A 25,195-nucleotide genomic window follows, 5' to 3' on the forward strand; every position below is an offset into this window, starting at 1 on the left:
TTTCCTCCTATAAAAATACCAGGGAGGAAGACGGAAGTCGCCAGTGACTCCCTTCTCACTCGACTGGTAGTCCATTACTATTTCTAATCTTCAGCCTTTAAGGCGGCGAGCACCTGCTCAAGGTGGATCCCGTGACTAGCCTTTAATAAAAGCAAGTCATCGGCCGTCAGCACCGCGTCAAGGTCTGCCGTCAGCTGAGCAAGCTGGTCAGTACCATAATGGTGGATGGCTTCTTGCGGATACCCTTCCTGGATCAGCTTATCCTGCAGGTACTTCATCTGGTCACCGACCAGGTAGACTGCATTAATCGTCGCTGGATCAATCTCCGTCGCCAGACTGGCATGTAAGCGGGGCGCTGCATCCCCTAATTCAAGCATATCGCCCAAAACAACAATCCGCTTACCGTCCGTCGGGGTTGCCGCCACCGTCTTTAACACTTCTTTGGCCGCTGTCGGGTTTGAATTGTAAACATCACTGAGGATCTGTTCACCCTTCTTACCAGCAACCCATTCGGCCCGGTTTTCCGTCAACTCGACATTCGCTAATGCTTGTTTCATGTGTAACGGCGTGATGTGCAAAAGCTTACCGACACCCATGGCGGCTAAGGCATTGTTCACGTTGTACTCCCCAACCATCGGAATCGTAAACTTTACGTCTGGCCATTCGTTGACCGTAAAGCCAATCTTCCGGGGGGCATCGTTAACACTCGTGGCGTAGATGTCGTTGCTCAACTGCCGACCAAAGCGTAATTGTTCTTGCGGAAGGTCCGTGACCCGTTCTTCTAGCAACGGCTCATCACCATCAAAGACTAGTGTCCCGTCTTCTTTTAAGCCGTGGGTGATCTCCATCTTGGCGTCGGCGATCTTGTCCCGGCTGCCAAAGAACTCAATGTGGGCTTCCCCAATCATTGTAATCACCGCAATATCTGGATTTACCAGCTTGCTCAAGAAGTCCAGCTGGCCGAACCGATCCATCCCCATCTCAACGACAACGACTTCCGTATTGGCCTCCATGTTTAAGAGGGTAACCGGAACCCCAATCTCGTTGTTGAAGTTGGCATAAGTCTTCGTTACGTTGAACTGCGTACTTAAAATGGACGCAATCATGTCCTTCGTCGTCGTCTTACCATTACTACCAGTAACGGCAACTACGATCGGGTTGATCTTATGTAGGTAATATTTTCCGAGCTGTTGAAGTGCCTTTAGCGGGTCGTTGACCACTAATAACGGGTGGGTGTGGTCAGTGATATCGTGGTCACTGGCCCACAGGCTAGCGGCCGCCCCGTTGGTAAAAGCACTTGGCACATACTGGTGACCATCTTGTGCTCCCTGAAGGGGGATGAATAAGCACCCTTCAGCTAGGTGGCGACTGTCGAATGACACACTCGTCACTTCAACATCTGCCCATTGTTCAATGTCATTTTGCGCGTTGATTGCCTTCGCAATTTCCGCTAATTTCATTTTCATGGAAAAGATACCTCTTCTTTTGATACTTTGGTCTAGCTTATTAATTATATCACCGTTAGCAGCCTAAGGCGATTAATATACCGAAACAAGCAACCGGAAAATCCAGTTCAAGAAGTCTGGCAGCAATTATCCACAGTGTTTTGCCCAGCAAAAAAGCCGGCGAAATTTCCCGGCTTTTTATATCGTTCAATTTTGTGGGCCTACATTTCCCGCAGGCGTTCAATCCGTTTATCCAGCGGCGGGTGGGTCGCAAATAAGTTGGAAAAATGGTGACGCTTAGCATTTTTCTCCGGATCACTGATGTACAGAGCCGAACTGCTTGGGTCAACGTGCTTCATTGGCACCGCCGTCTTTAGCTTTTCAAGGGCACTGATCATCCCCTGCGGATTACGGGTCAATTCGACCGCCCCGGCATCCGCCAGGTATTCCCGGTTCCGCGAGAGGGCCATCTGGGCAATGGACGCCGCTAATGGTGCCAAGATGATCAACAGGATTGAACCAATCATGGCAAAAATCGCCCCACCACTGTCACGGTCGTCACTATTGCTCCGGCCACCAAACCACCAGAAGTTACCGGCAAAGTTGACCAGCATCGCAATCGCCGACGCCAGCGCCAGGGCAATTGTCTGCAAGCGAATGTCGTAATTACGAACGTGGGTCATCTCGTGGGCCATTACTCCCTCAAGCTCTTCCCGGTTCATAATCTCCATTAGCCCGGTCGTTGCTGCTACCGCTGCATGTTCCGGGTTATTCCCGGTCGCAAATGCATTCGGACTCGGGTCATGGATGATGTACACCTTGGGCATCGGCACCTGGGCGACCATTGCCATATCTTCGACAACATGCCACAATTCTGGCGCCTCGCTTGCCGAGTGAACTTCCGTCGCGTTGTTCATCCGCATGACCACATCAGTCGATTGGCCGATAATGACTGCCATGTAGATAACCGCAATGATTCCAGCGATGATGATTCCCCCAACGGCAGTCCCAGCAAAAAGGTAGCCAACGGCCGCCCCAATCAGCGCCACAAGGAGGAGGAAGCCCGCCATTACGACGACTGTCTTCCGCTTATTGCGGGCTATTTGTTGATAGAGCATTATTAATCACCCAAATCATCAAATGACACTTTTGGCACAGCCTTTGCTTCTTCCGGCACTTGTAAGTAATCCATTTGCTGGAAGTGGTGAATCTTTGCCACAATGTTGCTTGGGAAGGACTGGATCTTTGCATCCAATGCAGCAACCGTGCTGTTGTATAACTGACGGGAGTAGGCAATCTTGTTTTCAGTGTTTGTCAATTCTTCCATCAGCTTTTGGTATTCGGCACTTGCCTTTAGGTCCGGGTAGTTTTCCGCCACGGCAAACAGGGTCCGCAGGGTCCCACTCAACTCGTTGGACACTTCCATCTTCTTGGCGTGGTCACCCTCGGGAACACTCGCTAACTCTGTCCGTAGCTTAGTAACCTTTTCTAGCGTCCCGGCTTCGTACTTACTGTAACCCTTAACGGTTGAGATCAAGTTAGGGATTAAGTCGTTTCGCCGTTGTAATTGGACGTCAATTTGACTCCATGATTCTTGGGCGTGTGTCCGCAGTTGAATCAGGCCGTTGTATAGTCCTGCATATACCGCAACGAGCAGAACTATCACAACGATAACGATAATTGTAATCATCATATCGGTTCCTCCTTATTAGTCTTTCCCCTAAATTCTACCAGAGTTATCAGGGCGCTGTCATTAACAATGTTTGCCTTTAGCAAATCGTAACAACTTCTTGTATGATAGAAGAAACGATTAAATGAGGTGTTAGTAATGAACGTTTTATTCGTCTGTTTAGGAAACATCTGCCGGTCCCCGATGGCCGAAGCGATGTTTAAACAAGAAGTGGCAACTGCCGGGCTGAGCGACAAGATCACTGTCGACTCCGCCGCTACTAGTCGCGAAGAAGAAGGAAATGGCCCGCACCCGGGAGCAGCGAAGACAATGCACGCTCACGGGCTATCAACGGCCGGCTTAGTCTCACGGCCAATTACCCGCCAGGACTTCGACTGGGCCGATTACATCATCTGCATGGATAACATGAACAAGTATAATCTCCAGCGGATGGCGCCAGCTGCTGACCGGGACAAGATCCACATGGCCTACGAGATCATCCCCGGCAAAGAACAGCAGGAAATTCCTGACCCTTGGTATACGCACCGCTTTGAAGATACTTATGCTAGTCTGGCTGAAACGCTGCCGAAGTGGCTAGCAAAAATGCAAAAAGAGGTATAAAAAAAACGGCAATCGCATTGATTGCCGTTTTTTTTACCGTCCCGTCGTGTATTTTTCAGTAAAGTTCTTTTGCACCTTCTGTGGCGCCTGGCTAAACTTCTCCGACTTGACAAACTTTCCGCGGATCATCAACCGGTTTGCCCCGGTTGCGTCACAAGTGATCAGGGTGATGATCTTTTCTGGCGTATTATCAACCACGTCCACCCGGGTCGCGGCGATGAACTGCCGCTGGTAAATCTTATACTCGTATACCCGGTCCATGTCGGTAATGTAGATCATTTGCCCGACCTTGGCGTGATAGTACAGTGGGGAAAAGAGGATCTTACTCCCGTTAGCCATGTTGTGTCCGGCTAACGCATAGTTTCCTTCCCCCATCTTCATGTCCGGCCGCAAGGTCCCCGCTGCCAGTGCCAACGTTGTGTTGTCGACCCCGTTGGCAATCGGAATCGTCATCTTGATCGCCGGAACCGTGATCGCCCCAATCGTGTTAATCGACTGTTTATCTGCCCGGGCCTTCGCCGCTGTCTGGAGGTTTAAGTCCTTGACGCTTTGAAAATCATAGGTTGCCTTCTTCTGTGAATTCTTCTGCACCGTCTGCCGGGTAATCTCTGGTTCATAACTCCCGACAAGGTACGATTTTATTTGCTGGTTAAATATTAGGACGACTGACACCAACAGTAAAATTACGACTGCTGTCCAGCGTAGCCATTCCCGTGAATGCTTTTTCTCTTTTTTCGCCATAATTGAACCCCTTCATCTTTTACTCTGCAATTAGTATAACCTGCTCAAGACACTTTTAGTAGGAAATTTACTCACTTTCATCATGGTGTCCGCTGCTTTTGCGGGGTCGCCGGGGTTGTCCCCATGTCCGTATCAAGCAGGTACTCTTCAATCAAGCGGACGATCTGCTTATTTTGCGGCAAGCTCGAGTGCTGGGCATCTTTCCCGGTGACGGTCATGCTGGTATAGTGGGCGACCTGCTTTTGGAAAATGTACTTCCCCGCATCAACGCTCCCTTCTGGTACCAGCCCATCCGAGTTGTAGGTTTCCGTCCCCGCAACGGAGTAGACCAGCAAGTTCTCAGGAATCTTCTTGCGGTGTTTGACGAAGCTAGAAAACATCTGTGTCGGGTGACTGACTGACGCCTCCGCAAAGTTATAGGGCGTGCCCAAGGTCATCAGCCGCTTAATCGTAATTGAATCCGCGTAGTTGGCATAGTAATGTTCCAGCCAGTAGGTCCAGATCAAGCCCCCGTTGGAGTGTCCAAAGGCCTTAAAGTTGTTGAAATTATAATCATCCGTCAGCTTGTTAAAGACCTTATCGACCATCGCGGCTTGTTTTTTAATATTATCGTAGCCATCATGATTGTTCTCAAAGCTAATCACAATAAAGGGTTCATTGTCACCCTGATTGATCCAGCCCTGGCGGACAATCTGCCCATTATTTTTAACTTCCAAGCGCAACACACTGTGTTTGTGCGGGCTGTCAGCGTTAAGCTTACGGATTAGGGGATTGAAGCGGTTCTTCGTCGCCGAGCTTCCCGGAATCATGATCACAGGTGACATCCGGGAATTATGCTGGGCCGCCAGGTATTCGTTGGTATCCTTCATCCAAAAATAGGCAGGGATTGCCAGCAGCACCAACACGACTACCAGGCCAACTAAGACTAGCTGACTATGCGTGGCCTTCTGTTTATTCATGACGCGCACCCTCTTCCTGTAGCCGTCTTTCCACCATCATGGCAAGACGGACAAATGGTAGGTAGGCCAATACATCCACCAGGAGCAAGGCAATGGCAAAGGCAAGGCTCACCCAGTTACCGTTTGAGCCTAAAAAGCTAATCAGTGGTCCCGGCGTCCCGAGTAAGACGGGGTACGGGGTTGCCGGAATAAGGTGGACGGCAATCGCCAGGCTGGCAAGGATGATATTGACAATCGGTAAGAAAATAAATGGAATTACCAAAACCGGGTTAAGGATAATCGGCAAGCCAATCATCGTCGCGTAATTAAAGTTAAAGAGGGTGGGAATCGCTGTCCACCGCGCCACCCGGTGCATAAATGAACCGCTTGGCGTCAGTAAGATTGCCACAATTAGGGCAAGGACTAACCCGTCACCACCAAAGTTGGCGAACGAGTTATAAAGCGAGCTACCGAGATACTTATAAGGAACGTTCCACGCCGAGCCATGAGCAAGGGCGTAATTAAGGTTGGCAGTAAAGGCAATCCCACTCGTCATTGTTGTGTAACTCGATGGTACCCCTAGCCCCAGCCAATCCATCGCGGTGACCGCCACTGATGCCAGGATTGTCAACCACAGTTGGTGGTGTTCCTGCGCAACGGTTACTAGCCCACTATAAGTAGTTGACCAGGCATTGTAGATGGGATAGGAATTAAGCACTAGCCCGCCGACTAAGGCAAGCAAACTGGCAATGGCTAGCGGTTTTAGCATCGCAAACACCCGCGCTTGTACTGCCGGGTAACTATCTTCAGTCGCTACCGGCGGGGTTAACCACCGGTACAACTGGCCGATTCCGTAGCCAATGATCAGCACCAGCAGCAGGCTATTACCATTTAGCAGGCGGGCATAAAAGTTAACGGGCCCACTAGCTGGCACTTTCCCGTAGCGATAAGCCAATACTAGCAGGGTCACGATCCCCGTAATCCCCGCCATATTAGCATCCCGCCGGTACAGTTTCGCGGTACAAGACGCCACCAGAAAAATAGTGTAGAGACCGATTATCCCCAGCGTCAACTGGCTGACATTTGCCAGGATAAACTGAATTACCCGCAACACGCTCTGTGGTATCACCTTGTAGAGGTTGGCAATGTTATAGATAAAGCCAGCTAGCTCAAAGACGGTTTTCAACAGCATCTTTGCGATCGTCCCCACCAGCACGACCGGAAAAATCATGATTAGGGTTTGCCGGACCACCTTAACAAACGAATAGTGGTTCAGTGCTTGGATTTGATTGATTATTTTTTCCTGCATCTCCATCCCCGCTTTCTCGATTACCCATATTATAATCACGTTTTTAAACGCAAAAAAGAGGCTGGATAAAAATCCAACCTCTATTAAACAAGGTACGATTACTTGAGACCGTACTTCTTGTTGAACTTGTCGACAGCACCGTCGGCTTGGGTAAACTTTTGCTTACCAGTGTAGAATGGGTGTGAATCTGAAGTAACTTCAACCCGGATTAATGGGTATTCATTACCATCTTCCCACTTAACAGTTTCACTTGAAGTGGCTGTTGAGCCAGAGAGAAACTTGAAACCAGTAGATGAATCTTCGAATACTACTGGATGATAATCTGGATGAATTCCTTGTTTCATAATTTATTACGCTCCTTTTGCCATGAATCATTGCCTGAAACATAGATAATCAACTCTAACAGAATACCACGATTTAAAGAACTACGCAACTTCCTAACTGATCTTTAAGGAAGAATCGTCTTCAATCGCGACATTCGCGTGGAGACGGTTGAGTTTCCACACGATCCGGTCATAACCCCGCAGGATATTACCGGCATTATTAATCACTGTCTGTCCTTCTGCCATTAAGCCAGCAATGGTCAGGGAAGCGCCGGCACGGATCTCCCCGGCAGATACTTCCGCCCCATGCAGCTCATCAGTATGCTGGACAACGATCTTCCCATCGTGGGCCTGGATCTTCATCCCCATCTTTTGCAATTCAGGGACATGCTTGACCCGCTTCGGGTAAATCGTATCAATAATCGTACTATCCCCATCAGCAAGCGACATTAACGGGGTTAATGGTTGCTGGAGGTCAGTCGCAAAGCCAGGGAACGGCATCGTCTTGACGGTCACTGGCTTTAGGTGGTCGGTCTTAGGAACATAAATCTTATCACTATCAATCTGCAGGTTAACCCCCATCTCGATCATCTTACTAGTAAATGATTCGAGGTGTTCTGGGATAACGTTGTGGATCATCACTCCGTCACCTAGGGCGGCGGCTAATGATAAGTAGGTCCCTGCTTCAATCCGGTCGGCGATAATCGTATGGGTATTCATCGACTGGAGAGCGCCGACGCCGGTGATCCGGATGGTATCGGTCCCGACACCCCGGATCTTTGCGCCCATGTTATTTAAGAATGTAGCTAAATCAATAATTTCTGGTTCACGAGCAGCGTTTTCAATAATCGTTGTTCCTTCAGCGCGAACGGCTGCCAAAATGGCATTAATCGTTGCCCCAACTGACACCATGTCCATAAAAATTCGCGCGCCATGAAGACCATTAGGAGCGTCTAAGTGAACGGTCCCGTTTTCTTCACTAACGGTTGCACCAAGTGCTTTAAATGCTTTTAAGTGTTGGTCAATTGGACGGGGACCGATGTTGTCGCCCCCCGGAAATGTTAATGTCGCGCGATGGAAACGACCTAATAATGCACCCATAAAATAATAGGAAGCCCGGAGACTCTTAATTGCCTTGCTTGGAAGTTCAGCCTCGACGATTTGTGTTGGATCAATATTTAAAACTCCGTGACTAAACTCGGACTTTACATTCATTGACTCCAAAATAATCATCAGATTGTGAACATCCAAGATATCCGGGACCGTATCAAATTCAACTGGTGTATCAGCAAGAATGGCAGCTGGAATTAACGCAACTGTACTATTCTTTGCGCCGCCGATCGTTACTTCACCAGAAAGACGGTTTCCTCCTTGAATGATCATTTTCTTCATTTCTGCGTTTCCTCACTTAAAAATATTAGTCTGTTTTTCATTTAAGCTAAGTTAATGATTATTTCAGTTACAAAACAGTCAATTGTAATGATAATGAAATATCAACCGAATTACAACCTTTTATAAACAATCTTAAAAAAAATCAAAATTTAAGACTAATTTTATTCATTTTTACTATCAAAAAACAAGGAACGGTGACGCTTGCCCCCATCCCTTGTCGTTTAACTTAATCTAATTATTTTACCACTTTACTTGTCAGCCGCTGCGGCCTTAACAAAGGCGGCAAATAAACCTTCTGGGTGGTTTGGCCGCGACTTAAATTCTGGGTGGTACTGGGCAGCCACGAAGAATTTCTTGTCTGGCAATTCAACAACTTCAACGAGGTTCCGGTCAGGGTTTACCCCGGAGATTACTAAGCCATGGTCTTCCATTGCTTGGCGGTACTTGTTGTTAAATTCGTAACGGTGCCGGTGACGTTCGCTAATCATCGATTGGTTGCCGTAAGCCGCCGCTGCCACGGTCCCTTCCTTTAACTTGCATGGGTAAGCACCAAGACGTTGCGTCCCTCCCATGTCCTCAACGTCTGCTTGGTCGGCCATCAAGTCAATAATGTTATGGGTCGTATTCGGGTCAAACTCAGTGGAGTTAGCGTCCTTGTAGCCGAGGACATCCCGGGCAAATTCAATACATGCTGTCTGCATTCCCAAGCAGATGCCCAAGTATGGCACGTCGTTTTCGCGGGCATACTTGATCGCGGTGATCATCCCTTCAACACCCCGGTTACCAAAACCACCAGGAACAAGGATCCCATCGTAATCCTTCAAGGTATCTGCAACATTGTCAGGGGTGATATTTTCTGCATTGAAGTGGTCGATTGCGACCTTCGCGTTTACTGGGTAACCGGCATGGCGCAAGGATTCGTTAACGGAAATGTAGGCATCTTGCAAGTCGGTGTACTTACCAACCATCGCAATCTTAACCGTCTTGGTCAACCCATTTTCAATGTGGTCCACCATGTTGGTCCATTCCCGCATGTCAGCTACCGGCACATCTAAGCCGAAGTGGTCAACAACGAGTTGGTCCATCCCCTGCTTTTGCAAGTTCAACGGAATCTCGTAAAGGGTGTTAACGTCCATTGATTCGATCACCGCCGCTGGATCAACGTCACAGAATAAGGCAATCTTCTTCCGCATGTCATCAGTGATTGGTTGTTCAGTCCGGACAACCAAGATATTAGGTTGAATCCCTAATCCCCGGAGTTCACGCACACTGTGCTGGGTTGGCTTCGTCTTCATTTCGCCCGCTGCCCGTAAGTACGGTACTAAGGTCGTGTGGATGTATAAGACATTTTCACTGCCAACTTCTTCTTTCATTTGGCGAATTGCTTCCATAAATGGTTGGGATTCGATATCCCCAACGGTCCCACCAATTTCAGTGATAACTACTTCCGCATCAGTACTTTCACCAGCCCGTTTGATCTTATCCTTGATGGCGTTGGTGATGTGTGGAATTACCTGCACTGTCCGGCCAAGGTAGTCACCACGACGTTCCTTGCGGAGTACTTCAGAGTAGATCTTACCAGTTGTAACATTTGAATACTTGTTCAAATCGTTATCAATAAAACGTTCATAGTGACCAAGGTCAAGGTCAGTCTCTGTACCATCATCGGTAACGAACACTTCACCGTGTTGGTATGGGCTCATGGTCCCGGGGTCAACGTTGATGTATGGGTCAAACTTTTGAATTGCGATCTTTAGGCCACGGTTCTTTAATAAGCGTCCTAAAGAGGCAGCAACGATACCCTTTCCTAGTGATGATACAACCCCACCGGTTACAAAAATGTATTTCGTCATTGTCGTCTACTCCTTTGATATTTTTGCGGGCGTAATAAAGAAAAAGCTCCCTATTTCACCAGAAACAGGGAGCTTGATTATTTACTACGTACTAGTTGGCCTGTAAGACAGGCGCCCAAGAAAGATAATACAGGCTCAGCGAAAAATAGTCAAGCACTAACCGCAAAAATTATTCTTCGTCCTCGTCATCATCATCTTCGTCGTGTAATTCTGATAATTGGCCTTCGATACCGTCATCAAGGTCATCATCGTCATCGCTGAAGTCATCGTTATCGTCATTGTAATCATCTTCAGCGTTATCTTCGTCGTCATCGTCTGCGAGATCCTCATCTTCCGGATCATCGTTGTCGTAGTCGATCACGTCATCGTCATCATCGGTGTCTGCGAGGAAGGCATTAACTTTACGCCGCTTCTTCTTTGGACGGTCCTCTTCTTCATCTTCGTTTTCACCAACAGTGGCTTCATCGATCGATTCAAATGGGTACCATGCCCGCAGACCCCAGGTGTTGTCACCAAGGGAAATAAAACTGCCATCAACATTCAAATCAGTATAGAACTGAGCGAGCCGTTCACGAATTTCCTCATCGCTCTTACCCAGATATTGTTGAACCTCGTTGGTCAAGTCTACAAACGCCATCGCTTCACCATGGTAAGCCAAAATAGCGTGTGCGACCTCAATCATTGAAAGCTCTGATTTGTCCTGGCCGTCAAAAACTTTTAAATCCAAATTGGTGCACATCCCTTCAAAAAGTCTAAACTAAATCATACAATATTACGCCATAAATTGCAATTCAAGTTGGTAACTTCCGACAATTTGCCCCGCATTTTTTAACCGGTAACTAACACGCAGGCGTCCGGCCGGGGTTGCCGGGTCTAACTGCAAGTCAAGCTTTTCTGTCGCCACTTCTAAGTTGATCAGCCCGTACTGGGTCCGGTAGCGCATCACGGTCGACCGGTGGGGATCAAATAATAGGTTGGTCTCCACCACGCTCTTCCGCCGCAAGCGAACAAGTTGCTCATCAAAGCGAACCTGCACGGGGGTTTCCTGGCCCTGTTGGTGTTCGAGATAACGTAAATAGTACTTCCCATTCATCTCGACAAAGCTCCCCGCCTCGGTAAAGCTGAAATGTTCTTGCTGGCCATCTTGGCTAATTGTCGTTGCTAATTTTACCTGTACTGGTACAACACGCTTGATCGTGAACTCCTCCTCTTTTTGCTTTGTCATCATTATACCTGCTTTTAGCGAGAAATACCGCCCTAAACACCCATTCTCTGCTGACTTCTTGTATAATGAAAAAAGAAAATCAAGTTTCAGAAAAGAAGAAGATTTATGCAAAAATTTTTTAATGACCTAGCTGTTCAACAATTTAACCAGCAATTGCAGCCGGCAAATAATCTTTCGTCCTTTGTCTACACCAACGCCCTCTTACAGCTGGCGGACAAGATGACGACGCCGATCATGCACTTTTGGACCCTCGAAGATACCGTTATCCTCGGCCTCAAAGACCAACGCCTACCCCACTTGCCAGCAGCGCTCAACTTGTTAACGAACCGGGGATACCACTATTTCATGCGCAACTCCGGCGGACTAGCCGTCGTTAGCGACAGCGGAATCCTCAATCTTTCCTTGTTCTTTCCCTGGCACGTCCTCGGCCACGAGTTAACAATTGACGAAGCCTACCAGCAAATGGTCGACCTGATCCAGGTGGCTTTCCCAACCCTGCAAATCGAAACTGGTGAGATTACCCACTCATATTGCCCCGGAACCTTTGACATCAGCGTCAACGGTCAAAAGATCGGCGGAATTTCTCAGCGGCGAAACGCGCGGGGGGTTGTTGTGATGCTCTACATTAGCGTTTGCGGTGACCAGCTCCACCGCGGAGAAGTTATCCGTGACTTTTACGATGCTGGTCTTAAGGATGAGGAAAACAAGTGGCACTTCCCCGATGTCTGGCCAACTGCGATGACCACTCTCGAACAGTTGCTTGGTACGCCCCTTACGATTGCGGACACCGTCAACAAGATCAAGCAAGTATGCTCCCTTACTGAAACAGCCAGCCTTGATAACTTAATGTGGTCGAGCGACTTCATCACCGCTCTCAACCGGGAGCTGACCAGTATGGACCGGCTCCAGGAACGCTTGCAAAAGGAGGATTGATAATGAACCACTTCAATGACGAAAACCTCAGTCACGAAAAGGTCTTCCGTGACCCGATCCACGGGCAAATCATCGTCGATAACCAGGTCATCATGGACCTTATTAACACGCCAGAGTTTCAACGTCTACGCCGGATTAAGCAGCTTGGCACTTCCTCTTTCACCTTTCACGGTGCCGAGCACTCCCGCTTCGGTCACTGCCTGGGTGTTTATGAAATCACCCGGGAGATGTGCAACTACTTCCAACGCAATTACCCCTCCCAACAAGCGGGCGACGGCTTATGGGACGACCGAGAACGCCCCGTGGCCCTTTGTGCGGCCCTCTTGCACGATCTTGGTCATGGTCCGTACTCGCACACCTTTGAACACATCTTCCATACTAACCACGAGCAAATCACCCGCCAGTTGATCACCAGCAGTGAGACCAACATTAACAAAATCCTCAAGCGGGTCTCCCCGGACTTCCCCCAGGAGGTCGCCAGTGTGATTGACCACACCTACCGCAATCCCCAGGTCGTCCAGATGATTTCTAGCCAGGTTGATGCCGACCGGATGGACTACCTCCAACGCGACGCCTATTATACCGGGACTAATTACGGCAAATTCGACCTTGGCCGAGTCCTCCACGTGATGCGGCCAGTCAAGGGCGGGATTGCCTTTGAGATTTCGGGGATGCACGCGGTCGAAGACTATATCATCAGTCGTTTGCAAATGTATCTCCAGGTATACTTCCACCCCGTTTCCCGGGCAATGGAAGTCATCTTGGACCACTTATTGAAGCGGGCAAAGCACATCTACCAGCACCCGAGTGACTTTGAGCCGGAGTTTACGCCCCACATGCTGATGCCTTTTTTCAATAACCGCTTTACCCTGGATGACTACCTCGCCCTCGATGACGGGGTGTTGACGACCTACTTCATCCACTGGACACATTCCCGTGATGATATTTTAAGTGACCTCGCCAGCCGCTTTCTTAACCGGCGACCATTCAAGTCTGCCGTCTATGACCACCGGACGCAAGACCTCTTACCAACACTGCGTGAATTGATCCAGACCGCTGGTTTCAACAGTGATTACTACACGGCCGTCAACGATAGTTTTAAGTTGCCATATGATACTTACCACCCCCAGGACTCCAATGCCCAGACGCAGATCGAGCTATTGCAACCAAACGGAGAGTTCATCGAGCTTTCCCAGGTCAGCACGCTGGTCGCCAGCGTTTCCGGTCGCGAAGCCGGGGACCAGCGGTTCTTCTTCCCGAAGGAAATGCTTGAATCGCGTGACAGCATTGAAATTTTTGAACCAATTTACGAAAAGTTCCAAAGTTACATTAAAAACAACCACATTATCAACCCAAAGGAGTAAATTATTATGTCAATCAAATTAGTAGCAATCGATATCGACGGGACCCTAATCAATGACCAACGTGAGATCACCCCAAAGACGGTCGAAGCAATCAAGGCCGCTAGTAAGCAGGGCGTAAAAATTGTCCTCTGTACTGGCCGGCCAATGACGGGGGTGCAGGCATACCTTGACCAACTCGGCCTTAACGATGCCGATGACCAATACGTTATCAGCTTTAACGGTGCCCTTGCCCAGTCAACCAGTGGCAACGTTTTAGTCAACTACACAATGTCTTTTGATGACTACGCCGACTGGCAATCATACTGCATCAAGGAAGGCGTGAAGTCACAGATTGAGACCCGTGACTTTATCTACACTATCAACCGGGACCTCAGCCCATACACCATCTATGAATCCGACCTAGTTAGCATGCCAATCCGTTACCGGACCCTTGATGAACTTTCCCGGACACAGGACCAATACATTATCGCCAAGGCAATGATGGTTGACGAAAAAGCCCGCATCGACCAAGCGTGGAAGGACCTGCCAAAAGACATGACCGACCGTTTCTCAATCGTGCGGAGCGAAGACTTTTATCTTGAATTTATGAATAAACAGGCAAGCAAGGGTAACGCCCTCCATGTCTTGAGTCAGGAACTGGGAATCAAGCAGGATGAGGTAATGGCCCTTGGTAATGCCCAAAATGATGACTCAATGATTGAATACGCAGGGCTCGGTGTCGCAATGGGTAACTCAATCCCTGAAACCATTAAGATCGCTGATGTCACCACCGATGACAACAACCACGACGGTGTTGGTACGGCCATCGAAAAATACGTTTTAACCGCCTAAAAACGGGTCGGCGCATCCAGCGTCTGCATCAACTCTGGCAAGCAACAGACTGTCACCTCGGTGGTGCGGCAGTCATAAAACTGATATTGCTTTTTTGAATAATCCACAACTGCTTCATAATGAGTGTAATTATGGGCATGTTGTGGATTTTTTGGTACCGCCAAACGATCAAGGATGGTAAATAACTGGTCGCTCGTTGTCGGCCGTTCTTGCCAGCGGGCAATCGCCGCCCGCTGAAAACGCTGGAGTGAGTTTGTCCCGGTAATCTTGGTCGTTACCCGGGCAATCCGCTGATCAAATGGCAGGTTGTCATAGCCAATGTAAGCATTGAGCTTATTAAGTTGCAGCGGGTAGGCAGGCGTGTTGGTCAACACCCCCACCTTGTTTTTACTAACGACCAATCGGCCAGCTAACGGCTCAATCGTGTAGGCCCCCGTTGAATCCACTAATAGCCAGTGAAAGGGGTAGTATTGACCGTCAAACCACGGATCGTCATTAACCGTTATCCGGGATAAGTCGGCAATCACCGCGGCCACTGTGGCGTGCTTCCCTAACACCCACATTATAAAGTCCTGCGGCGTCAACAGCTGACCATCTGTCTGCCGACCACCATAATCGGCCGCCACCGGGAAAAATAATTCCGCACAAAAAAGGCCCTGGTCGTTAACCCCGTCACCGATTAGGTAGTGCCCATCAGCGACGCGCATCCCGCCAATAATCGCATGGTGGTTAGTAATGTCCGCATCCCCATTCGCCGGTCGCCAGCGATAATTTACCGGCAAGTATGTCGGTCGCCATGGTGTCCGGGGTGGAAAGTCCATCGTCCGCCCCACTAGCGGTTGCCCAGCTGCCGTTAAAATTGTACACATTGCACTTCACTCCTAAATTATAAAAAAGAGGTGGCAGGGAAAAGCTTCCCCGACACCTCGTTAGTATTATGCGAATTTATCCCTAGGCAATCTTGGTTACCGCACCAGTTTGACTGTTGTATTGGTAAATCCCAATCAAGCTAGCAACAGTGTTATCACTGTTGTTTTGCCGTACTTCAAACTTGTAGACGTTACCGGTCTTGCCAGTTGGCATGATCTGGTAGCCTTGTGCACCGCTGAAGCCCATCTTGTTGGCAAAAGCAGTCACTACACTGTCACTCGTTGCATCTGATGCAACTTGGTTAGCTGCAGAAGATGATGATTGACTGCTGCTCTTGGCACTTGCTTGTGAGCTTGATGAACTGCTAGTCCCCTGTGCGGAGCTAACCTTGCTTTGCAAGTCAGCGTATGCGTTCCGCATTGCAGTACTAGTTGACTTTTGCCCCTTGAGGTTGTTGCTTGCGCTATCGTAGTCGCCGTTGTTGTAGGCCTTCTTAGCACTTAAGTAGCTTTGCAGGTCATTGGCAAGGGCTTCTGTCTGCGCATTGTGCTTGTCCAAGCTATTTAATTGGTCATAGGCACCTTGGTAGTCATGATCCTTGATTAACTTGTTGGCTGTGCGATAAACCTTCGAAGCTTTGCTTTCGGAAGAAACAGACGATGAGCTAGCAGCGGTTGTCGTGTCACTGCTAGAAGCAGATTGCTTGCCGCAACCGGCTAGTGCGATCACCGTTGCTAAGGCAGCTGTTCCAACCATTGCTTTTTTGAAAAACTTACTTGTTGTCATTTTTCTCCTCCTTATTTCAAATCGTATTATACCATGAAATGATATTAACGGAATTACTTTACCTTATCTTTAATTACTTTTAACTACCTTTATTATAAATCAAAAAACCTATGGTAAATCAGCTTGCCATAGGTTTTTATCATTACTTGTTCAACTTAACGCTTTGGAAAACTTGCTTAAATAATGGGCTAACTGGCCGATTTTCGTTGATCCGCTTGATCGCTGCCCCAATCAGTGGCGCAACTGAAACTTGTTTGATCTTGTCAATTTGCTTTTCTGCCGGCAATTGAATGGAGTCGGTCACTACGACTTCCTTCAGTGGCGACTTAGCGAGACGCTCAATCGCAGGACCAGATAAAACAGCGTGGGTACATGATGCATATACTTCTTCCGCACCGGCATCAATCAATGCTTGTGCCCCTAAAGTAATCGTCCCGGCGGTATCAATCATGTCATCAATCATGATACACTTCTTCCCCTTGACGTCACCGATGATGTTCATAATCTGGGCAACATTGGCTTTTGGCCGCCGCTTGTCGATGATGGCAATTGGTGACTTTAAGAATTCAGCTAAGGCCCGCGCCCGGGTGACCCCACCATGATCGGGAGAAATCACAACGGCATTATCAGCAACACCTTGGTTGATAAAGTATTCAGCTAACAATGGTGCGCCCATCAAGTGGTCAACTGGAATATCAAAGAAGCCTTGGATCTGAGCGGCGTGCAAGTCAAGGGCGATGATCCGGTCAACCCCTGAGTTTTGGAGCATGTTTGCAACGAGCTTAGCAGTAATTGGTTCCCGGCTACGGGCTTTCCGATCTTGCCGTGCGTAACCATAATATGGGATAACCACATTGATGGTCTTGGCACTAGCCCGGCGAAGGGCATCAACCATGATCAATAATTCCATCAAATTATCATTGACGGGAGCTGATGTTGATTGGATAACGTAAACATTATCCCCACGTACACTTTCTTCAATGTTAATCTGAATTTCGCCATCACTAAAACGATTAACAGATACTTTTCCTAATTCAACGCCGACGTGCTCAGCGATTTTTTTTGCCAAGGGGCGGTTTGAATTTAACGCAAAAATCTTTAAATTTTGGTCAAAATATTGCTGTGTCATTAGGTCCTCCGCTGGATAAATAAAAGTTATACTACCACTTATATGATATTAATTACTTAAGCAAAAAGCAAGTTACCAGGGTAGCTTCTTCGCATAATTTTCCTTGTTGACTTGACGTGCCCGGGCAATCGCCATGTCATATTGCTCAGTACTGTCCGTAATCGTTGAGCCAGCGGCAACAAATGAATCCTTTGCAATGTTAACTGGTGCGACCAAGTTACTGTTGCTACCAATGAAGGCGTGGTCACCAACGTTGGTGTGGTGCTTGTTCGTCCCATCGTAGTTGACAAAGACAACCCCGCAGCCGACGTTAATGTTCTTCCCTAACGTCGCGTTCCCGATGTAGGTCAAGTGACCAACCTTCGTGCCTTCACCGATGTAGGCCTTCTTAACTTCACAGAAGTTCCCAATGTGGACGTTTTCGCCGATTTCTGCTTCTGGCCGCAAATGGCTGTTTGGCCCAATATCACTGCCATTATGCATCTCAGCTTCTTGCAAGGTCGAGGAGATAATCTTGACCCCGTCGTGGATCTTTGAATCAATGATCCGGGAACCGGCACCGATGTAGCAGTCGTCGCCAATAACCGTGTTTCCTTTAATCACAACCCCGCCTTCGATAACCGTGTCACGGCCAATCTTAACATCAGCATCAATGTAGGTCGTGTCTGGGTCAATCATTGAGACCCCTTCACGCATCCAATGGGTGTTGATTCGCTTGCGCATTACCTTGTTAGCACGGGCAAGGGCAATCCGGTCGTTAACCCCCATTGATTCGTCAAAGTCTGCCATCCGGTAAGCAGTCACAATTTCATTTTCCTGCTTCAAGATGCCGATGACATCGGTAAGGTAGTATTCGCCCTGGGCATTATCATTTGTAATCTTATCAAGAGCAGCGAAGAGCTTCTTGTTGTCAAAGCAGTAAACCCCGGTGTTGATTTCCGTGATTGCTTGTTCTTCAACAGAGGCATCCTTTTGCTCAACAATCCGTTCGACAATTCCAACATCATTACGGACAATCCGGCCGTAACCAGTTGGGTCTGGCGCAATGGAGGTCAGGATCGTTGCGGCAGCGTGCCGTTGCTCGTGGTATTCAAATAGCCGTTTAAACGTGTCCGCCGTAAATAATGGGGTGTCACCACTGACGATGATTGTCTCCCCATCGACATCCCCAATCAAGTCCTTAGTCTGCATTACCGCATGACCAGTCCCAAGTTGTTGCTTTTGCAAAGCGTATTGTGTGCGGTGGCCTAATTGTTGTTCCACCGTCTCCGCACCAAAACCAACCACCGTGATGATGTTGTCAATCTTGGCTTTTTCTAATTGGGTCAAGACATGCTCGACCATTGTCTTACCACATACTTGGTGTAAAACCTTGTATAACTTGGAACGCATCCGCGTCCCCTTACCAGCAGCTAAAATAATTGCATTACGTTTCATTCTTACTTGTTCTCCGTTTCCTTATCAAATACGTTTTCCATAAAGGTTCCCGGTTGGGCAACGATCTTCTTTTCGGCGCCATCATCTGTCTCCACCTTAATCAGTGAAGTACAGTCATTGACAAGGCGTTGGCTATTGACTGGGTGTCCTTCCGCAAGCACCGTCACACCGACGAGGTGGGCATCAAACTCCTTAATCAAGGACTTCATCCCGGTGATAGTGCCGCCACCCTTCATAAAGTCGTCGACAACTAAGACGTTAGCCCCGGCTGATAGTGTCCGCCGGGATAGCTCCATCTTCTTGATCCGTTGAACCGAACCAGATACGTAATTAACGCTTACGGTCGGCCCTTCGGTGATGTGTGAGCTGTTGCGGACAATCACAAATGGCTTATTCATGTACATTGCCACACTCTGGGCGATTGGAATCCCCTTGGTCTCAACAGTCATGATCACGTCGACATCCTTATCAACATACTGGGTCGCAATTAATTTCCCCACCTGCCGCAAAATATCGGGTTGGCCGATCAAATCTGACAGGTAAACATACCCACCAGGAAGGAGCCGTGAATCATCATTAACCTTTTCGACCAGGTTGTCAATTGCCTTGGCCGCATTTTCCTGCGAATAAAAAGGGGTCAGCACCGCGCCACCACTTGCGCCCGGAATCGTCTCTAGCCGTCCCTGCCCCCATTCATTAAAGGTGTGCTTTACAATGCCGAGGTCTTCACTAATGGATGACTTGGCGGATTCGTAACGCTCCCCAAAGAACTTCAGCGATACTAATGACCGCGGGTGTTCAAGAAGGTACCGTGTCATGTCAACCAAACGATTGCTACGTCGAACTTTCATTATCTTTCTCTGCCTTTCAAAACGGATTAATTACCATTGATTTTACCATAAAATGTTCGTCTTTTCGGCAATAGATTTAAATTAAAAGATTTTACCACCGAACATAAAAAGGCGAAGGAAGTTTTTCATCCCTTCGCCAATGGTAAACTAACTGGATTAATCGGCCTCAACAAACTTGCTGTAAGCTAACGCCACTAAGTAAATAACAACTTCGATCACCGCGATAAAGAAACTGACAGGCCAGTCGGTCAAATAGCCCAGCAACAACCCTAACCACGTCCCCAATAGCGAGAACAAGATTGCAAGGATAATCATCCGGGCAACCCCATGGGTAAAATACTTTGCGCTAGCTGCCGGTAATGTCAGTAAAATAAAAATCAGCAACGAACCGACAATCTGGGCGGCCACGCTAACACTCAGGGCAAGCAAGAGTAAGAAAACTACCGACACAAGCATCTCGTTGACCCCGCTCACCCGGGCACCGATGGAGTCAAAAGAATCAAACTTGAGCCGCCGGTACATCAATAAGACAACTACGAAAACGAGGATTGACAAGCCGATTAGCTGCCAGACTTCATTCATGCTAATCCCGACAACACTCCCGAACAGGATACTGGTGGCGGAACTGGCCGACTGGCTACTGAGCGACAAGAATAAGATCCCGAGGCCGATAAACAAGGCCGACACTGCGCTGATTACTGCTTCGCGCCGGGACTCTTTGATGCTCATCTGGCCGACGATGACCGAGCTAAGCATCGTAAACAACAGCATCCCATCAAGCGCAGGCCAGCCAGCAAAGACCGCAAACGCACCACCGGCAAAGCCAATCTCTGAAAGGGTGTGGGTTAAAAACGACAGGTTGCGGGCAACGACAAAGACACCGATGATTCCGCTGATAATTGCAATAAAGGTACTGGCGACAAAGGCGTGCCGCATAAAACTTAAGGTTAACATCCTACTCCCCCTCTCCTAATACTGGCAACTCATCAATTGACCCCGTTTGATAGCCTGCTGGGGTCATGTGCAGGAAACGGGTACCGTACTTTTTTGCTAGGTCCCAGTCATGAGTAATGAACATGACGCTGAGACCGTTTTGCTGGAAACGGGTGACCAGGTCAAGCAATTCATACTTCATTTCGTTATCCAGGCTCGCCGTTGACTCATCAAGAATTAGCAGGTTGGGGGCTGGCAATAAGGCCTGTGCGAGATATGCCCGTTGCTTTTCCCCTCCCGAAGCAAGTCCTAATGGGCGGTCAGCAATCTTGGTCAGGTTATTTTCCCGGATCATCCGGTCAACCCGCGCCCGTTCCCGCTTGCTTAGCCACGGAACTAGGCTCGGCTTGGTATTTAAGGCAACAAAGTCCCGAATTGATAGCGGGTATTCAGCGTCGATGTTACGAAACTGGGGAACATAGCCAATCTTCATCCCCTGGGGAATATCAATTGACCCACTCTTCGGCTTTAAAAAGCCAAGCAAGGAACGGACAAGGGTCGTCTTCCCAACCCCATTTTCCCCGATGACTACGAGGAAGTCGCCCTCGTTAACCGTAAAGCTGAGGTCGTTGATTACCGGGTGGTTTCCGTATGCGACCGTTAAATTATCTACTGCTACGACTGCCACTAGCGCTGTGCCTCCTTTTCTTGAATTGCTGCGAGGGCCTGATACTGGTCCATCATCCACTGCAAGTAGTTTTTCCCGTTCGGCTTGGTTTCTGTCACTTCCAGGACCGGAACATCGTGTTGATGGGCCAGCTTAACCAGGTTATCGACAACCTTACCACTCGTCTGGGAGTTGACGACAAAAAAGGCAATCCGGCGGTTGATAATCGCCTGCTGTAACTCATCAATGTCTTGCGGTGACGGGTCATTGCCGTCCTCAATCGCCTTTTCAAAGTGCTTGTCCATGACTTCATAGCCCGCATTTTCCAGGGCATAGTCAAAAACCGGCTCACTGACGGCAACCTGGTTATTGTTCGGGTTGACCTGACGCTTGACCCTTGCAATTTCCGCATCCAGTGGCTTTAACGTCGCCAAGTATTGGCGGGCATTTTCCTGGTAATCAGCCGCGTGCTGCGGGTCAATTTTACTAAATTGCTTTGCCAAGGTAGTGGCGAGCTTTTTCACTGCAGCTGGCTGGTACCAGACGTGCTCATTATCGCCGTCTTTTTTATTCATCAAGGAGGCAACATCGACCACCTTGACCTGCTCACCATTGGCGTTTGACTTTACCAACTTATTGACCCAGCTGTCATAGCCAAGACCGTTTTCAATCACCACGTTCGCCTTGGCAATCTGCTGGGCCTGCTTTGTGTTCGGCTGGTAGTCGTGGGGGTCAACGGACGAGTTATCGATAAAAGTCGTCACCTTCCCGTGGTCACCGGCTACCTGCTGGGCAACCTCACCGTAAAAGTTTAAGCCGGTCACCACCTGAATTGGCTGCGGCGTTTTTCCCATCGTCTTCCAGGGAACAAGGGATAGGCCAAGGATTACCAACAAAGCGGCGACGAGCCCACTAACACCAAGCGCGTATTTCTTCACGTTCTAATTCTCTCCTCTTCGGTAAATCGTAATAATTACTATTAAGCAACGTAGAATATGATATCGAACTTGCTAACTAATTGCAATTAAAAAAAGACCCAATTCATAATGAATCAGGTCCAATTACTATCCTAACAATCCTTGCGCTAGCCTTTTATAATAACGTCACCACATGGACATCGCGGCAAAATCCGCGAATACTATTTTGGATTCGCTTTGCCCGGGACTCGGTATGGCAGATGGCAAAAACAGTTGGGCCCGTTCCACTCATCTGGGCCACATCAGCACCGAGGTCAATCATCTTCTGCTTTAACCGACCAATCTCGGGATAATACTGCATCGTCAAGGGCTCGAGGACGTTGCCCATGTACTTCACCGCCTCCTGCCAGTTTTGCTCCTTCAAACTAGCAATTAACTTGGCATTGTCGAGGTGGACGAGCTGTTCATAGTTGATCTGCCGCAAGATCTGGGGAGTTGAAACACTAATCTGCTGCTTAGCAATCACCGCCCAGTAATGGGGCTGCGCTGGCAGTAACTCAACTTTTTCCCCATGACCAGTCACATGGGCCAGTTTGTTATAAATACAATAAGGGACATCAGAGTCAATCGCTAAGGCAACCTTCGCCAGCTCATCAAGGCTCAATCCCAGTCGCCAAATATTATTTAACGCGCGTAAAACAGCCGCCGCATCAGATGAACCGCCACCGAGGCCGGCCGCCACGGGGATCTGCTTTTTAATATTAATCGTCACCCCATCCTTGCGGTGAAAGCGGGTCCGTAAAATATGGGCCGCTTGGTAGGCAAGATTTCGCTGGTCATTTGGCAAGAATCCGCTATTGGTATAAACCTTAATCGTGGCGGGTCGCCGATGGGTCTCAACAGTCACATAATCCGCAAGGTCTGCCGAAACCATTACCATGTCCCACTTAGGTAAGCCGTCTAAGTAACGCATCGGGGTATCCAAGCTGAGATTTAACTTTGCTGGTGCTTTCTCAGTAACTATCATCCGACAACCCTCCTTAATCGAAATGCTGATTAATTAAATTATACTAATGCTACTACAATCCTTGCAACAACTGTTTGTTTACAAAAAGAGAGAAAACGTCGCACAACGTGAACGTTTTCTCTCTTTTTAATCAGTCGCATTATGCTTCCTCGTCATCAAAGGCAAGCGAAATATTGCGGGTTAATAAGTCAGTATAGCTATATGATATCCGTTGCAGTGAACCCTCGTCATCACCATTTAGGTGGATCACAAACACCGCCGGATAGGTCTTGCTTAAAACCCCGTGATGGGTAGCAATCCGCTTCCGCCCTGCTTGTGCTTTAACCAGGACGTGAGAACCAATCCGGTCATCTAGCTTTTTCTTTATTTCTACAATGCTATCAGGCACGACTCCTTCACCTCACTGTAGAAAATCATACTCCTATTTTAGTTAAAAAGCAATATTTTACCACACCAGATAATGATGGTCAACTATCTTTTACAGCAAATCCTGCTGGTGTAGCCGGTTTGCCAGACTGATGAACTGCACTAGGGTCAACTTCTCCGGCCGAATTTGGGGAGAAATGGCTAATTCCGCAAGAATCGCCTGCATTTTTTCCTTAACCGCCGGGTCCTTGCCGATCACACTCTGCAAGTTATTCCACAAACTTTTCCGCCGGTGGGCAAAGCAGCCCCGGATAAAGCCAAATAATTTATTTTTATCAAAGGGCTTAACCGCTAGCGCCTGCTCCCGCGGTGATAGGACAACGATTGCGGAATCCACATTTGGTGACGGCACAAAGACCCGCCGGGAAACTTCGAACGCAATTTTTGCCTGCATCTGATATTCAATCGCCAAGGTTAACGAACCGTACTGCTTCGTCCCCGGCTTGGCAGTGAGCCGCTGGGCGACTTCTTTTTGCATCATGACACAAATCGTTGCCCATTGCACCGGACTGGCGAGCAGGTTCATTAAGATCGGGCTGGTGATGTAGTAGGGGAGGTTGGCAACAACCTTAATTGGCCGTGTGGGGTCAGTGAACTCCCGCTTAATCAATTCGGGTAAATTGGCCTGCAAAACGTCCTGGTTTATGACCTTCACGTTATCATAAGGCGCTAGTACTTCCCCTAACACCGGGATCAGGTCTTGGTCGATTTCCAGTGCCACGACCTCCCCTGCAGCCTGGGCAAGCTGTTCAGTTAGGGCACCGATTCCGGGACCAATTTCAATCACGTTGTCATTCTTACTGATTGCGGCGGCATCGACGATATTTTTCAAGACATTCAAGTCCGTCAGAAAGTTTTGCCCAAAGCTCTTCTTCGTGCGAATGCCATACCGTTCCATAATCGCCCGCGTACGGGTCCGACTACCGATTTCTGGTGAATTACTCATCCTTTGCCTCCTGGTTGATCTGCTGAATTGCCTGGTTAAAGTCATCACGGGTTATTTGAAACATATTAAGCCGGTGAACGAGCTGTTTACCGTTGCCATAACCAATCTTAAGCAACTGGCCGAGGCGCTCCCGCCGCTTACGTGAATCAGCCTGGCCAACTAGCCCCGCCGCTTGCAAGTCACGGGAGCTAAAGGTCGGCGCTGGGCTTGCTGCTTGAGTATAGACATGCGCTAATGACGCGCGAATAACCGCCGGAGACGCATGTTCAACTCCTAAACTGCCATGGGCTTCGGTCGGCACACCCTCATCACGTTTTATAAAGGCATGCTTAACCCCCGGAATCGCCTGGCTAATGATCTTGCGAATTCGTTCACCATTAAAGTCTGGGTCAGTAAACACGATCAAGCCTCGCCGCTGTTGGAGCTTCTGCAGGCGGGTAATGTCATCAGCTGAAATGGCCGAACCATTAGTCTCATACGTATCCGCGTCAACGGCCTTTAAGATTTGCTTCGTGTCATCTTTGCCTTCAACAACAATAACTTCTTTTACTTTTGTCATAAG

Annotated in this window: 27 protein-coding genes; 4 read left to right on the forward strand and 23 right to left on the reverse strand. The window is 48.5% G+C overall.

The features are described from left to right. Positions 1-83: 83 nt before the first annotated feature. The 3 genes from CZ502_RS00265 to CZ502_RS00275 form a co-directional block, all read right to left on the reverse strand. Positions 84-1,466, reverse strand: coding sequence for a UDP-N-acetylmuramoyl-tripeptide--D-alanyl-D-alanine ligase (locus CZ502_RS00265; RefSeq protein ID WP_076459135.1), 1,383 nt, complete (start codon positions 1,464-1,466; stop codon positions 84-86). A 200-nt stretch (positions 1,467-1,666) separates the two neighbouring features. Continuing rightward, positions 1,667-2,563 carry a zinc metalloprotease HtpX gene (htpX, locus tag CZ502_RS00270; protein WP_076459136.1) on the reverse strand — a complete coding sequence of 299 codons (897 nt, stop codon included), beginning with the start codon at positions 2,561-2,563 and terminating at the stop codon, positions 1,667-1,669. A gap of 2 nt (positions 2,564-2,565) precedes the next feature. After that, positions 2,566-3,135: a LemA family protein gene (locus CZ502_RS00275; RefSeq protein ID WP_076459222.1), complete on the reverse strand. Its 570-nt coding sequence runs from the start codon at positions 3,133-3,135 to the stop codon at positions 2,566-2,568. A 138-nt stretch (positions 3,136-3,273) separates the two neighbouring features. Here CZ502_RS00275 and CZ502_RS00280 point away from each other — a divergent pair, with 138 nt between their 5' ends. Next, positions 3,274-3,735: a low molecular weight protein-tyrosine-phosphatase gene (locus CZ502_RS00280; protein WP_076459137.1), complete on the forward strand. Its 462-nt coding sequence runs from the start codon at positions 3,274-3,276 to the stop codon at positions 3,733-3,735. Positions 3,736-3,768: 33 nt separating this feature from the next. On the opposite strand, the gene CZ502_RS00285 is transcribed toward CZ502_RS00280, so the two are convergent. The 8 genes from CZ502_RS00285 to CZ502_RS00320 form a co-directional block, all read right to left on the reverse strand. Further along, the gene (locus CZ502_RS00285; protein ID WP_076459138.1) at positions 3,769-4,476 is read right to left on the reverse strand and encodes a class A sortase; all 708 of its coding nucleotides are present in this window, start codon (positions 4,474-4,476) and stop codon (positions 3,769-3,771) included. Positions 4,477-4,556: 80 nt separating this feature from the next. Then, complete coding sequence (locus CZ502_RS00290) at positions 4,557-5,435, reverse strand: alpha/beta hydrolase (RefSeq protein WP_143457252.1); 879 nt, start codon at positions 5,433-5,435, stop codon at positions 4,557-4,559. Then, on the reverse strand, positions 5,428-6,723 hold the full coding sequence (locus tag CZ502_RS00295; protein ID WP_076459223.1) for a PTS transporter subunit EIIC: 1,296 nt from the start codon (positions 6,721-6,723) through the stop codon (positions 5,428-5,430). The genes CZ502_RS00290 and CZ502_RS00295 overlap by 8 nt, the downstream gene beginning before the upstream one ends. Positions 6,724-6,821: 98 nt before the next feature. Further along, on the reverse strand, positions 6,822-7,067 hold the full coding sequence (locus CZ502_RS00300; RefSeq protein WP_076459140.1) for a type B 50S ribosomal protein L31: 246 nt from the start codon (positions 7,065-7,067) through the stop codon (positions 6,822-6,824). Between the two features lie 93 nt (positions 7,068-7,160). Continuing rightward, complete coding sequence (murA, locus tag CZ502_RS00305; protein ID WP_076459141.1) at positions 7,161-8,438, reverse strand: UDP-N-acetylglucosamine 1-carboxyvinyltransferase; 1,278 nt, start codon at positions 8,436-8,438, stop codon at positions 7,161-7,163. 248 nt (positions 8,439-8,686) lie between these two features. Beyond that, complete coding sequence (gene pyrG, locus CZ502_RS00310) at positions 8,687-10,291, reverse strand: CTP synthase (RefSeq protein WP_076459142.1); 1,605 nt, start codon at positions 10,289-10,291, stop codon at positions 8,687-8,689. Positions 10,292-10,460: 169 nt separating this feature from the next. Beyond that, the gene (rpoE, locus tag CZ502_RS00315) at positions 10,461-11,018 is read right to left on the reverse strand and encodes a DNA-directed RNA polymerase subunit delta (protein ID WP_200804203.1); all 558 of its coding nucleotides are present in this window, start codon (positions 11,016-11,018) and stop codon (positions 10,461-10,463) included. Positions 11,019-11,063: 45 nt separating this feature from the next. Then, entirely contained in the window at positions 11,064-11,519 is a 456-nt protein-coding gene (locus CZ502_RS00320) for a YwiB family protein (protein ID WP_234982424.1), read from the reverse strand. A 102-nt stretch (positions 11,520-11,621) separates the two neighbouring features. Between CZ502_RS00320 and CZ502_RS00325 the strand changes: the two genes are divergently transcribed. From CZ502_RS00325 to yidA, 3 genes are read left to right on the forward strand one after another with little or no spacing between them, the layout of a single operon-like run. After that, a complete protein-coding gene (locus tag CZ502_RS00325) occupies positions 11,622-12,449 on the forward strand; it encodes a lipoate--protein ligase family protein (RefSeq protein WP_076459145.1) in 828 nt (275 codons plus the stop codon). A gap of 2 nt (positions 12,450-12,451) precedes the next feature. Next, positions 12,452-13,813 carry an HD domain-containing protein gene (locus CZ502_RS00330; protein WP_076459146.1) on the forward strand — a complete coding sequence of 454 codons (1,362 nt, stop codon included), beginning with the start codon at positions 12,452-12,454 and terminating at the stop codon, positions 13,811-13,813. Positions 13,814-13,819: 6 nt separating this feature from the next. Continuing rightward, positions 13,820-14,644, forward strand: coding sequence for a sugar-phosphatase (gene yidA, locus CZ502_RS00335; protein ID WP_076459147.1), 825 nt, complete (start codon positions 13,820-13,822; stop codon positions 14,642-14,644). Here yidA and CZ502_RS00340 read toward each other — a convergent pair. From CZ502_RS00340 to rnmV, 12 genes are all read right to left on the reverse strand, one after another. After that, positions 14,641-15,513, reverse strand: a complete 873-nt coding sequence (locus CZ502_RS00340; RefSeq protein ID WP_076459148.1) for a linear amide C-N hydrolase — start codon at positions 15,511-15,513, stop codon at positions 14,641-14,643. The two genes, yidA and CZ502_RS00340, sit on opposite strands and share 4 nt — an antisense overlap. Positions 15,514-15,595: 82 nt before the next feature. Further along, the gene (locus CZ502_RS00345; RefSeq protein WP_076459149.1) at positions 15,596-16,300 is read right to left on the reverse strand and encodes a hypothetical protein; all 705 of its coding nucleotides are present in this window, start codon (positions 16,298-16,300) and stop codon (positions 15,596-15,598) included. A gap of 142 nt (positions 16,301-16,442) precedes the next feature. Continuing rightward, positions 16,443-17,429, reverse strand: a complete 987-nt coding sequence (locus CZ502_RS00350) for a ribose-phosphate diphosphokinase (protein WP_076459150.1) — start codon at positions 17,427-17,429, stop codon at positions 16,443-16,445. Positions 17,430-17,501: 72 nt separating this feature from the next. Next, positions 17,502-18,866 carry a bifunctional UDP-N-acetylglucosamine diphosphorylase/glucosamine-1-phosphate N-acetyltransferase GlmU gene (gene glmU, locus CZ502_RS00355; protein WP_076459151.1) on the reverse strand — a complete coding sequence of 455 codons (1,365 nt, stop codon included), beginning with the start codon at positions 18,864-18,866 and terminating at the stop codon, positions 17,502-17,504. Positions 18,867-18,868: 2 nt separating this feature from the next. Then, entirely contained in the window at positions 18,869-19,717 is an 849-nt protein-coding gene (purR, locus tag CZ502_RS00360; protein WP_076459152.1) for a pur operon repressor, read from the reverse strand. 156 nt (positions 19,718-19,873) lie between these two features. After that, a complete protein-coding gene (locus CZ502_RS00365; protein ID WP_076459153.1) occupies positions 19,874-20,671 on the reverse strand; it encodes a metal ABC transporter permease in 798 nt (265 codons plus the stop codon). Position 20,672: 1 nt separating this feature from the next. Beyond that, positions 20,673-21,338, reverse strand: coding sequence for an ABC transporter ATP-binding protein (locus CZ502_RS00370; RefSeq protein WP_076459154.1), 666 nt, complete (start codon positions 21,336-21,338; stop codon positions 20,673-20,675). Beyond that, positions 21,338-22,255, reverse strand: coding sequence for a metal ABC transporter solute-binding protein, Zn/Mn family (locus tag CZ502_RS00375; protein ID WP_076459155.1), 918 nt, complete (start codon positions 22,253-22,255; stop codon positions 21,338-21,340). The genes CZ502_RS00370 and CZ502_RS00375 overlap by 1 nt, the downstream gene beginning before the upstream one ends. 154 nt (positions 22,256-22,409) lie before the next feature. Further along, the gene (ispE, locus tag CZ502_RS00380) at positions 22,410-23,261 is read right to left on the reverse strand and encodes a 4-(cytidine 5'-diphospho)-2-C-methyl-D-erythritol kinase (RefSeq protein ID WP_076459156.1); all 852 of its coding nucleotides are present in this window, start codon (positions 23,259-23,261) and stop codon (positions 22,410-22,412) included. A 139-nt stretch (positions 23,262-23,400) separates the two neighbouring features. After that, a complete protein-coding gene (locus CZ502_RS00385) occupies positions 23,401-23,649 on the reverse strand; it encodes a Veg family protein (protein ID WP_076459157.1) in 249 nt (82 codons plus the stop codon). Between the two features lie 90 nt (positions 23,650-23,739). Further along, complete coding sequence (rsmA, locus tag CZ502_RS00390; protein WP_076459158.1) at positions 23,740-24,633, reverse strand: 16S rRNA (adenine(1518)-N(6)/adenine(1519)-N(6))-dimethyltransferase RsmA; 894 nt, start codon at positions 24,631-24,633, stop codon at positions 23,740-23,742. Continuing rightward, complete coding sequence (rnmV, locus tag CZ502_RS00395) at positions 24,626-25,192, reverse strand: ribonuclease M5 (protein ID WP_076459159.1); 567 nt, start codon at positions 25,190-25,192, stop codon at positions 24,626-24,628. Before rnmV ends, rsmA begins: the two co-directional genes overlap by 8 nt. Between the last annotated feature and the right edge of the window lie 3 nt (positions 25,193-25,195).

The sequence above is a fragment of the Limosilactobacillus caccae genome (assembly GCF_900156885.1).
GTDB classification, from domain to species: Bacteria; Bacillota; Bacilli; order Lactobacillales; family Lactobacillaceae; genus Limosilactobacillus; species Limosilactobacillus caccae.